Consider the following 13,296-nt stretch of genomic DNA (forward strand, 5'->3'; position numbering starts at 1 on the left):
TTGATTTTCATAATATTCCTTTTCTAATACTTCATAAAAAATCTTTTCAAAGTATAAATTTATTCTTTCACTCCACCTGCTGATATACTGCTAATTATATATTTTGAGAAGAAACAGAATGCTATCATTACTGGTAAAACTGAGACCGCGACTGATACATATGTTGCCCCCATATTTGCTGTTATATCCTTAGATGCACTTAAAGATCCCATCATTACTGGTAAAGTAAACTTATCAGGTGAAATAAGCAATACTAATGGCATCAAATAATTATTCCAAGATCCAATAAATGTTCCTATTGACATTGTTGCAATACCTGGCATCATTATTGGTAATCCAATTTTATGGAATGTTGCAATCTCACTTGCTCCATCCATTCTAGCAGCCTCAATTATTGACATTGGAAGCACTGAAACTAAATATTGTCTTAGGAAGAAAACAATAAACGGACTTGCTATTGCAGGTATTATTAATGGTATATAGCTATCCATTAATCCAAGTCCATTAACTAAGTCATAAAAACCTAATAAACCAAGTTGTGCAGGTACCATCATAAGTACAAGTATCGTTGTAAATAAAGCATTTCTTCCCTTGAAATTATAAACGGCTAATCCATAAGCTGTTAAAGCTGAAAAGTATCCACTTAAGGCTGTTACACACACTGCTATAAATAAACTATTTCCAAGACCTTTAAATATATTGAAATAGTCACTCATTATTTTCCAGTTACTTTGCAAAGAACTTCCTGGAACTAATGAAAATGAACTTATAATTTCTTGACTGCTTCGTGTTGAATTTACGAGCATTATCAAAAATGGGCACAAGCATACAATGCTCAAAATAATTAGTGCTATATATATAATGCTTTTTTTAACCTTTGTAAACATCATCTTGCCTCCTTATTTTTATTTGAACCATACATTGATTTAAATGTGAATGCTGAGAATATTGCTATTATAAAGAATAAAGCATAAGCAATAGCAGCTGCATATCCTATATTGTTATATTTAAATGCCGTATTATATAAATACATAACCACTGTGTTTAATGCTCCACCTGGTGCTCCAAGTCCATCTGTAATTAAAAATGGAATATCAAATATTTGAAGACCACCAATAAGTGAAGTTATTGCTGAATAAAGTAATATTGGCTTTAAAAGTGGTAGAGTTATCTTTCCAAATGTTGTCCATCTTCCAGCTCCATCTATTGTTGCTGCTTCAAAATAATCTTTTGATATACCCTGGACCCCTGCCATAAGTACTATAAATGTATTTCCAAACCACATCCAAGCTCCAATAACTGCAACAACTATAATTGCTGTCCCCGGCTGTCCAAGCCAATTTATTTTAGAATTAATAAGTCCAAATTTAACTAATAATTGATTTAATGTTCCAAATTGCCAATCTAATAATGCCTTAAATAGAAATGCTACTGATGTTGCGGCAATTAGATTCGGTAAATAAAATAATGCTCTAAAAATACTAAGGCCTTTAACTTTATATTTTATGTCGCTAAATATAATAGTTAATAAAAATGCTAATCCAAATTGTAATATAACATTAATACTCCAAATTTTTAGTGTATTCTTAAATGCTGTCCAAAACAAAGGATCCTTTATAACACGACTATAATTTTCTAACCCAATAAACTTTGCATCTGCAAATCCATTAAAATTTGTAAAACTTAAATATAGTGTTTTAAAAATCGGATAAATACTAAATATCAAAAATACAATAATGAACGGAAGTATAAACACATATCCCCATCTATTAACATCATTTATACTTTTCTTTCTCTTCCTAATCTTTGTGCTTTTCTCACTAGAAATATTTGCTTGTATATTCAAACTCCTCACCTCTAACAAAATTTTTTATATAATTTTTATTTAAAGGTGAAGATATACTTCACCTTGTTTACATTATTTAGGTACTTCAATTTCTGGATAAACAGTTGAAATGTTCTTATAAAAATCTTTTAAAGCATCTTCTTTTGACATTTCACCTTTTTGAATTGATTCAATTGCTTGTCCAAAGAACTTTCCTATTTGATCATCATATTTAGTAACTAATGAATAATCTATCTTATTAGCTTCTTCTAACCAAAATGCATAAGACTTTTGTCCACCTAAAGCTTCATTTTCCATATCTTTATGTGATTCTAAAGCTGGGATATATGAAACAACATCTCCCTTAGACTTTTCAATCCACCAATTTGCTGTATCTTCATTTAGAGTACAGAATTTAAGAAAATCCCAAGCTGCTTCTTTATTTTTGCTATAAGAACTTATTCCCATAAATGTTCCACCAGAGAAATATGAATTAGGACCTGTAGTAACACCAAATTTACCAATGTTATTTTGACCATTGTCTCTAATTATTAAAGTTCCCCATGTTGGTAATGCATATGAGAATACTTCTGTTTGCGCTGTACTTGGATCTACATCTTTTAATTCTTGCCAATCGGCATCCAATGGAATTGGACCATTCATTGATGCATACCATGCTGCTGACCATTCTGGAGCAAAAGCAACTAATTTTTGTTGATATAAATCAACTGCTGCATCTACATAATTTAATCTATCTTCTGTCATCATTAACTTTCCGTCTTTAACCCATGGTTGAGGATCATTTCCATAAACGAACCATCTTAGATTTCCTGTATCAGAAAAAATTCTATATCCCTTATCTTTTAATTCTTTTGCTGTTTCTATTATTGTTTTTACGTCTTTAAATTTTTCAGCAATAAATTCTGGATCATCATTTCCCCATACATCTTTAGCTATATCTCTACGATAAGTAATTCCTCCCGGAGTAACTTGATAGCTTAATGCTCTAACTATACCGTTTTCATCTTTACCAGCTTGGAACACATAATCTACAATCTTATCCTTATATTCTTCAGCATTATATGGAGCTTGGCTTAAATCTTCAAAGAAACCTGCTTCCATAAAGTTTGGAATCATTTGAGGCTCTCCAACTATAACATCCGGAACATTCGCTTTACCTCTAAGTGCTGTAGTAACCTTTGTTGGGTAATCAGCTGGTGCTATAACTGTAACTTCAACTTCTTTTCCTGGATTTTTTTCTTTGTAATAATCTGCAAATTGCTTTAAGTCATCTGATAATGTCCATACTACTATTTTCCCATCTTTATTAGCTGCTCCTTCTGAGTCTCTTGATGAGCCTGACCCACATGCGACAAATGAAATTGCTAGCATACCTGTCATAACTAATGATATTAATTTTTTAATTCTCATATTTGTTTCCCCCTATTTTAATTATTTATTTAAAAATATATATAGTTAAAATTAACTACATTATTTTTATTGCATTTTTCGAAACCAGTTTCGATAGTATTTAAAAAAAATCATTTTCGAAACGGGTTTCGAAGTTTTTAAAAAATAAAAGCCTTACAGCATGTACAACTTTCGAAACCGGTTTTTATTTTCTTTTTTATATTAGTAACCATTTACAATTTGATTATATATCCTGAGTTCTATTTTGTAAAGGTTTTTCTTGAATATATTTATTATATATTTTTTTATATTGTTTTAGTTCTATAACTTGAATTATAAAAAATCTATATAACTTAAAATAATCATTTATTCTACCATTTAAATTTTTAAAATTAAAAACTACATCAAATTTTAGTAATCAATTTGATGTAGTGATTTAACTTTTTTTGCTTATAACTCTTCACCGTTACTCGCAATAACTTTTTTATACCAATCAAATGATTTCTTCTTACTTCTATTTAAAGTTCCATTCCCATCATTATCTTTATCAACATAAATAAAACCATAACGTTTTTTCATTTCTCCTGTTCCAAAAGAAACTAAATCAATACAACCCCATGGTGTGTATCCCATTAGATCAACACCATCAAGTTCAACAGCCTTTTTCATTTCTATAATATGTTCTTTTAAAAATTCTATTCTATAATCATCGTTACATGTTCCATCTTCTTCTTTTACATCTATAGCTCCAAAACCATTTTCAACTATGAATAATGGTTTTTGGTATCTTTCATATAACGAATTAAGTCCATATCTTAATCCAACAGGATCAATCTGCCATCCCCAATCTGAAGCTTTTACATATGGATTTTTTACAGCCTTAGAATATCCAGCTAATCCATCACCATCTTCTACATCATTTTCACTTTTAACTGCAGCTGACATATAGTAACTAAATCCTATATAATCAACACAACCTTCTCTTAATATTTCTGCATCTTCTGGTTCCATTTTTATATTAATTCCATCTCTTTGCCATTTTTTAAGAGCATAACTTGGATAATAACCTCTGCAATGAACATCTCCATATAAATACCTTTCATGCATTGCTTCAACTGAAAGCATCATATCATCCGGATTACAAGAATATGGATATACCGGAACATATGCAAGCATACATCCTATCTTAAAATCTGGATTTATTTCATGACCTTTTTTTACTACCAATGCACTTGCAACCAATTCATGGTGAACAGCTTGATATGTTACTTCAACTCTATTTTCTCCTTCTGCAAATCTTACTCCAGAACAAGTCCAAGCAAATAAATCAACTTCTGTTTCAGCTTGGTTATTTATCTCATTAAATGTCATCCAATACTTTACTTTATTTTTGTATCTTTCCATAACAGTTGTAGCAAATTTTACAAACATGTCAATAACTTTACGATTTCTCCATCCACCATAATTTTTGCATATGTAATATGGTATCTCAAAATGAGATAAAGTTATAACTGGTTCAATTCCATTTTTAATTAATTCATCAAACATATCATCATAAAACTTTAATCCTTCTTCATTTGGTTCTAATTCATCACCATTTGGAAAAATTCTTGACCATGCTATTGATGTTCTAAAACATTTAAATCCCATTTCTGCAAATAATGCTATATCTTCCTTATATCTATGATAAAAATCAATTGCTTCATGATTTGGATAGTTTAATCCTTCAATAACTCCATCTGTAATTTCTCTTGGAACTCCATGTGCGCCTGCTGTCATAACATCTGCTGTACTAGGCCCTTTCCCATCTTCATTCCATCCACCTTCTATTTGATGTGCAGCTACCGCTCCACCCCATAAAAACTCTTTACTAAGTGCCATAATTTTTCCCCCTAAAACTTTATATTATAGTGTATTATATAATCGACAATAATTTATAAATTTTAATAGAATAAAAATAATTTGAATACGCCAATTCTAAAATAAGCATATTTATCTATTACTTTATTAAATTTAATGCAAAATCTAATACTTTCTCACGATTCATCATTCCATAATCCACCATCAAAATAACTTCAACTGGAATATTCTTTGCTTAACATATCTCATATACTTTTGGTAAAGTATATCCTACTTGTGATCCAAGTAAGGCTAAGCTTACATTATCTAATTAAATTTTTTCTGATATAGCAGTCCTCAAATGTTCTTGATCATATACAAATAATACTACTGTTCTATCTTTTCTCAGCTAGTTCATTTTTGAATCATTGAGTTTTAGAAATCACATGTATAATTTTTACCCTCTCCTGCATGCACAGTTATGTTCACAATTTATTTTTCCAACCATTTCATCCCTCTTTATCACATGCATTTAAATTCATAGGCATGAATTCATTATATTATTATGATTATTTTTTGTAAATATAAATTTTACTTTTATGGTAAAAAAATTTATTTTTTTACCATAAAAGTAAAACATTCTTCTTATGATTATTTATACTGTTATTATTAATTAAGAAAAAGTAATTTTTTATTTTAAGTGTGATCCTCTCTATGGAGCTTTACACTTATTTATACTTAAATTATTATATTTCCCCCGTAAATTTCTAATTTTTTCATAATATACATCTTCTAAATCTACATATACATCTCTGGATTATTATCCATGTTGTTAATCCAGTCTGAACCCAATGTACTATCAAGATCTTCATCTGTAATATATTCATCTGATGATGATATAACTTCTTTATCAAGAGGCAAATTTTCATCTGTTACATCCGGATTAGACTCTCCATCATTCTTAATTAATTGATTCATTGTCTTTTCTAATTCTTCAACAATACTGTCTACTTCATATTGTTTAGCATCAACATTTTTATTGATTTGTATTGCTGATTCTAATGCATCACTAAATTTATTCCAGCTATCTTCTGTATAATCACTTTTATTTAGTTCATTAGCTTTTTCTATTATATTGACTAATTCTTTTTTATCTAATTCTTTTTTATCTAACTCTTTTTTGTCTGCATCTGAATATATTTCAATATCCTTTATAGAGTATCCAAATGGCGCAAGTCCCATTTCTTTGCAGTATATTCGTACATATCGTGCATTTACGTCATTAAATTCTATATCGTCTTCTCCTCCATTCCCATCATCAATATCTAATACTTTTATCCAACTGTTTTCATCTTCAGGATTTTCGTTACATACTTGTATTTCATAATTTTTCGCAAATGCATTATCCCAATATATCTTTACTTTATTTATATCATATACATCTTCTAAATCTACATATACATACTCTGGAGAATTATCTGTGTTGTTAATCCAGTCTGATCCCCATCTACTATTAAGATCTCCATCTGTAATATATTTGCCTGACAATCCATCTGCTTCATTTGATGATGATATAACTTTTTTATTAAGCGCTAAACTTTCATCTGTTACATCTGGATTAGACTCTCCATCATTCTTAACTAGTTGATTCATTGTCTTTTCTAACTTTTTGACAATACTGTCTACTTGGTATTGTTTAGCATCTACATTTTCATTAATTTGTATTGCTAATTCTAATGCATTACTAAATTTATTCCAGCTCTCTTCTGTATAATCATTTTTATTTAGTTCATTAGCTTTTTCTATTATATTGACTAATTCCTTTTTATCTACAGCTAAATATATTTCAATATCCTTTATAGAATATCCATATGGAGCAAGTCCCATTTCTTTGCAATATATTCGTACATATCGTGCATTTACATCATTAAATTCTATATCTTCTTCTCCACCATTACCCTCATCAATATCTGATACTTTTCTCCAACTGTTTTCATCCTCAGGATTTTCATCACATACTTGTATTTCATAATTTTTCGCATAAGCATCTGACCATTTTATTTTCATGCTTCCTAAATAATATGATTCTCCTAAATCTATATACACATATTCTGGATGATTATCTGTGTTATTATTCCAGTCTGAACCCCATCTACTATTAAGATCTCCATCTGTAATATATTTACCTGATAATCCGTCTGCTTCATTTGATGATGATACTACACTTTTATTAAGTGCTATATTGGTATCTGAAGAAGGTATATCATTAATATTTTCTAAATCTTTAATTGCATTTAACAAGTTTTTAAGTGCTTCATCAACTTGGCTAGTAGTTGCATTCTCATCATTATTAACATTAACTGCTGAATCTAACAGTGAACTAAAATCTTCCCAGCTATCTTCTGTATAATCACTTTGTACCTTTTCCTTTGCTGCATTTATTTCTGCTTGTAAAGCACTCTTGCTTACCGCTCCCTCTATCAGTGGATTTACTGCAACCAGTTTTTTTGGTGCAACTGTTGTATATCCAAGTTCACCATCATTATTTCTAAACTTAACAGTCATTGGATCATCACTTGGATTCCATATCATAGCTGTATAAATATCGTCTTTCTTATACACACTTGCACTAACTCCACCTTCTGCCCATACTTCATCTGTACGTTGTCCTAATGCTGCCATATTGTTTACAAACCAATAAGTATTATACATTTCATTTTTTTGTAATTCTGATGTATCCCATTTATTAATTACTGATTCAGGATCACTCAAAGATTCTATTGGCCATGTTATATGCTTCCATGCATTTTCAACGTCATTCGGGTCTGGCTCTTCTCCCTTATTTGGATCGCTACTATTATGATAATCCTTTATAATATCCTGTCTCATACCATCATATAATTCTGCTACTTTATCTTTCTCAATACCATAATTGGTTAAATATTCACTTGTCGGAAGCCAATGTATTCCATATACATATACAGAATCTCCATTAAAGAATGTTCCATAGAAATTAGTTGCTCCATATATCTGTCCAACTGTTTTGTGGTCATATTCAGGTAGCCAATTATCTCCATCGTAATTAAACCAATATTGTTTTACTGCATTTAGTTCAGTTGTAAACCCATATATTCCAGCATCTCTGTATTCTTCATTATCAGATACTATTCCCCATAAGTATTCTCCTACCCATCCAAACAATGACTCTCCAGCAGCTTCCTGATTATTTCCATCATCGTTATCTGCATAACCACCTGCCCAAGAATGTCCTTCATATGGATCAAAGCTTCTGAACTGTGGAAATTTAGAGTCATTTTTTGATGGATTAGCGTAATCTCTTATTAAGAGATCTACCATAGATCCGTAATCATTTAAAAACTCTGAATCATAAGTAGCTAGCACAGCTGATGCAAAGGTAAAATATCCATAAGTAAAATGATGATCTGTAATTCCAGTATTAGCTCCAAATTCACTATTTTTATATATTAATGTTCCCCACTCTGGATTATAATTGAAATAATATCCTTCTTCTTCACCTGGTTTATAAGAATACCATTCAACTAAAATTTCTTTTAATTTACTTAGGAATTTTTCCTTGTATTCTACTGCATTAATTTGATCTGCTACAAGTGCTCCCATGGCTAATGGATGCAATGCTTTCCCTTGCCAATAAGCATCACCACTCATATAATTTGACGATGTAGATTTATCCAATTCTTCAAGATAAGTCATAAGAGTATTTCTTGAATACTCAGAATTTAAAGGTTCTATAAATTGTGGAAGAATTCCATTGAATTTATCAACTGTGGTAAATGAATTTCCTTCTGTTACTTTAAGTGTTCCTCTTACTGATGGATAACTTAAATCGCTTGTTTCTTTATCACTTCTCTTCCATTGAGAAGGAAGCATACACATTAAAGTAGTGTCTGCAAAATCTTTACGTTTTAAATCAACTTTTTGCTCAAATTTAGTTGTTACATTCGATGTTAATTCATCATAATCATAATCAACTTTTGTATCAGTTACAAATGCATATGCATGATCATAAAAATAACTTAAGTCTGTATCTGATGGCATAGTTGCAATTGATAAATATTTTTCTCCATTCCCCAATTGTATTTTTATTTTATTTCCGACTCTTTTAAAAACAGTTCCTTCTGGTGCAAATACCCCATAATATCTAGTGATAGTTTCTTTATCTGGATCTTCTGTTGTATTTTCAATTTCTATACCTATATGATCTGTAGATATTTCATCTCCACTTTTTCCTAATATAGTATTTCCATTCTCATCAAAAATTTTATCAATAGCTGTTGAATATATTTCTACAGAATTCGGATCACTAAATTCAGAATATATATATGGTGACCCTTTAACAAAAGTGCTTTTCATTTTTTCAGTATCATTATCACTCAATACAGCTGTAGCAGAATAATCTCCATATCCACTAATTTTACTTTCCATTTTAGCAGTATCTATATTATTAGCCATTAAATAAAAGTCTATATTTTTTTCAGTTTGATTTGTTCTATCCTTCACCCATCCGGCACTTGGTGTTAATAATCCTAATCCTTGCTTTTGATATTTTGATTTTAAGGGTAGTGTTGTAACAGCATTACCTAAGTCTGAAATTAATAATGATTGCCACCAATCATTTGAAGGTATTGGTGTTTCTATACTGCTTGTTTTAGAATAAGGTTCCTTAGGTTGTGTAAATAAACTCATATCAGTCACATAACTTCCACTACCAACATTAGTTATTACTTGTTCAGCTTTTTCTGGTATCTCATAAACTGGTTTTGGATCATTCTCAACATAATCATAAATTTCAAATTCCTTTAGTCCAAACTCATAAGTTGTAGCTCTATTGATCCCCTTCATTCTTACGTATCTTCCTGATGCATATAATTGAATGTTTTCTTTTCCTCCTCTTGAATTTAATTCTCTATAAACTGTTTTCCATTCTTCAGCGTCATCAGATACTTCTATATCATAGCTTCTAGCTGATGAATCCCAATTTAATACAACTCTTCCTATTGTATGAATACTTCCTAAATCTACATATATCCATTGATTATCTTGAAGAGATGATCCCCAATGAGTATTATTATCGCCATCTATAGCCTTATCAGCATCAACTTGACCTGGCTTAATATACCAATCCTCATGAACCGAAGATGATATAGCTGTTTTATTTAGTGCTATATTTTCACCAAGTTTTACTGGTGGCTCATTTACACCTCCTGTGCCATATACTTCAAATTCATAAATTGAATATCCATACCCCTCAAAAAGTCTTTTATTAAGATTTAAACGTACGTATCTGCCTTTTCCATTGAGTGAAATTTTTTCTTCTCCACCTTTTCCATTTTTTTGAGTATATATGGAACTCCAATTTTCTTCATCATCCGAAACCTCTATTTCATACTCAGTTGCATAAGCATTTTCCCACTTTATATTTACACCTGTTATCTGAGCTGAAGCCCCTAAATCTACATATATCCATTGATTATCTTTTCCCCATTCTGATTCCCAGCGCGTTGTATAATCATCATCTACTAATTTATCTGATGTAGATCCTCCATTATCTGATGATGAATAAACAGTCCTATTTAGCGATAATACATACGGACTTACATCATCCGCCATTACTTTATCGATATTTAAACCTTGTATCATTCCCGTGACAATGCAAAAGCTAATTATCGGTGATATAGTTTTCTTTAAATTCATTATTTTTTTACTACACATGAACTTTTCCCCCTAAAAATTAATTTTTTTTAATTTTGATTTTATTGAATCCCAACTCTACTAGCATCAATTTTAACTGTCAATAAGCATACTGCTTATCATATGTCCATTATTATTTAGCTAAAATATTTATAATTGATATATTAAATTTAAGTAATACAACTGATGTAAAAAGTTTAATAAATATGGTTTGCTGAGCAAACCATATTTATAGAGCTTAATATTCTTTATATGCTCCATTAAAATTCACATAATATCTATCAATATAAGTATCATATGCCATACTTCCATCAGAATACATATAATACCATTTCCCATCAGTATCCTTAATCCATCCAATAGTCATAGCTCCGCTAGTTCCAAGATGATACCATTTTTTATTGCCATCCAGTATCCATCCTTTCTTCATTTCACCAGAATTTGTATCTAAGTAATACCATTTTCCATTTAAATCATTAAACCAATTCGTTATCATTTCGCCTGATTTTCTGTCTAATATATACCATTTACCGGTATTTACATCTCTATACCAGCCAGTTTTCATTTCGCCAGAACTTCCATCTAAATAGTACCATTTTCCATTTAAATCATTAAACCAACCAGTTATCATTGCACCTGTTTTTCTGTCTAACATATACCATTTTCCGGTATTTGCATCTCTATGCCATCCAGTTTTCTTTTCTCCTGAGATTGAATCAAAATAGTACCATGTTTTATTGTCTTTATCTTCTACCCAACCAACATTCTTTTCCATATTATTAGTATCTTTAATATCTGTATTGATTTCTTCTCCTGTAGTTATTTTATCATTAGAATTTTTTGACGAACTACTGCTTGATTTCGAACCTGAACCAGATGAACTTGAAGAATATTTAGACACTTTAACTGATATTGATGATTCTAATTTTCCTTCTTCTTTTGCTGTCACTTTTATAATCGTATTTTCCTTTTGAGCAGGAATTTTCGCTGTCCAATTTCCATATTTATCCGCAATTGTTGATGCTATTTCTTTTTCTTCAGTTTTAATTGTTACTTGTTCTGAAGTAGTTGCATTATTAATTTTAATTGTTACTTGCTCTGATGTAGTTGTATTATCAGTTTCAATTATTTCTTGCTCTGATGCAGTTATGTTATTAGTTTCAATTATTTCTTCTACAAATAATTTTATGTTTGCATTTCCTCCCGCTCTTCCATTTATAGTGGTAGTAGAAGTATAAATCTTTCCATTAACAGTAGGTGCTTTTGATGTTTCTTGTTCTGGATTTTCTGGATCAGTTGGCAATTCTGCATAACCATCATCAACTACAATATCTTTTGGAATACTTTCTTGGTCAATGCTTCCATCAAGATTTGGTAATGTATATCCTTTAGGATTTCCTAAATTTCTATATACTTTTCCAAGCGAATTAAGTTTACCTGTGTTCATATCATACAAACCTGATGCTCCTCCATATTTATCTGTAGGATCAAACGGAAACCATGCATATCTTTCAACATATTCTCTTTTGTCTAATGCTGGAATTACTTTTTTCATGAATTCTGCTATATCCCTAAGTGCATCTGGATTATTAGTATTCCATTTTCCTTGATTCCATTCTGCAATTCCAAATTCAGTAATCCAAATTGGTTTATGATATTTTTCATAACAATCATCAATCATTTCTAAAAATGTATCTGCCCATGGTCCATCAAGGTAACAATGAACTGCAATAAAATCCACATCTAAATTGCTGTCTTCATCAATCTTCTCCATAAAAGGCTTAAACCAATCATTACTCCATGGTGCGGCTACTCCTGTTGCTGGAGAACCTACTCTTAATCCACTCTCCATAAAGCTTGGCCATTCTTCAATAGCCGTATCTACTGACATATTTGATTGATCTTTAAAATCAGGTTCATTAAAACCTAAGATTGTTTTATACTTTTTATTATCAGGATTTTCTAACCAATTAGGTCCATACTCTCCTTCTCCCCATATCATCGGAACAAATTGCATCTTTGGATCTGCTCCATCTATTGGATCTGTTGCCCAATGGTAGTACCAAGAAAGTCCGGATTCTTGAACTTTATCTATCATTCCAGATCCCATACCCTTTTTAGATACATAAAATGTTCTTATATTTGAAGTAACATTTTTACCATCAACTAACTCAGCTACAATTTTTAATTTATGTGATGCAACTGATGTAGAATAAATTTCATATTCAATAACATCATCATTAGTAGCATCTACATAACCTTGAAAATTATCATCAATATATACATTATATTTTATTGCATCATCAAGTTTATGCCATTGAAGATATATAGGACCTGCAGCTACAAGCTGTCCTGATTGTGGGTAAATAATAGCGTTATTCTTCCACTCAACATAATCTGCTGCATATACTGGTATATAAGAAATACTCATACTTATCCCCATAACAAATATAAGTAGTAGCGATAGAAGTTTCTTTTTCATATGTTTCATA

Annotated in this window: 6 protein-coding genes and 1 pseudogene; all 7 read right to left on the reverse strand. The window is 30.5% G+C overall.

Annotation, left to right across the window (positions count from 1 at the left end; translation table 11 throughout):
- Window positions 1-59: 59 nt before the first annotated feature.
- Window positions 60-887, reverse strand: a complete 828-nt coding sequence (locus CNEONATNEC86_RS17820) for a carbohydrate ABC transporter permease (protein WP_159116935.1) — start codon at window positions 885-887, stop codon at window positions 60-62.
- Entirely contained in the window at window positions 887-1,846 is a 960-nt protein-coding gene (locus CNEONATNEC86_RS17825; protein WP_185738637.1) for a carbohydrate ABC transporter permease, read from the reverse strand. Before CNEONATNEC86_RS17825 ends, CNEONATNEC86_RS17820 begins: the two co-directional genes overlap by 1 nt.
- 72 nt (window positions 1,847-1,918) lie before the next feature.
- Window positions 1,919-3,256 (reverse strand): ABC transporter substrate-binding protein, encoded by a 1,338-nt coding sequence (locus CNEONATNEC86_RS17830; RefSeq protein ID WP_159116834.1) that lies wholly within the window; start codon window positions 3,254-3,256, stop codon window positions 1,919-1,921.
- Between the two features lie 429 nt (window positions 3,257-3,685).
- Window positions 3,686-5,116, reverse strand: a complete 1,431-nt coding sequence (locus CNEONATNEC86_RS17835; RefSeq protein WP_159136511.1) for a 6-phospho-beta-glucosidase — start codon at window positions 5,114-5,116, stop codon at window positions 3,686-3,688.
- A gap of 118 nt (window positions 5,117-5,234) precedes the next feature.
- Window positions 5,235-5,405, reverse strand: a pseudogene (locus tag CNEONATNEC86_RS21650) (PTS sugar transporter subunit IIB); the annotation flags it as partial.
- Window positions 5,406-5,872: 467 nt separating this feature from the next.
- Window positions 5,873-10,825 (reverse strand): galactose-binding domain-containing protein, encoded by a 4,953-nt coding sequence (locus tag CNEONATNEC86_RS17840; protein ID WP_159136512.1) that lies wholly within the window; start codon window positions 10,823-10,825, stop codon window positions 5,873-5,875.
- 217 nt (window positions 10,826-11,042) lie between these two features.
- Window positions 11,043-13,295: a glycosyl hydrolase gene (locus tag CNEONATNEC86_RS17845; RefSeq protein ID WP_159136513.1), complete on the reverse strand. Its 2,253-nt coding sequence runs from the start codon at window positions 13,293-13,295 to the stop codon at window positions 11,043-11,045.
- Between the last annotated feature and the right edge of the window lies 1 nt (window position 13,296).

Source organism: Clostridium neonatale, from assembly GCF_900465025.1.
GTDB lineage: Bacteria > Bacillota > Clostridia > Clostridiales > Clostridiaceae > Clostridium > Clostridium neonatale.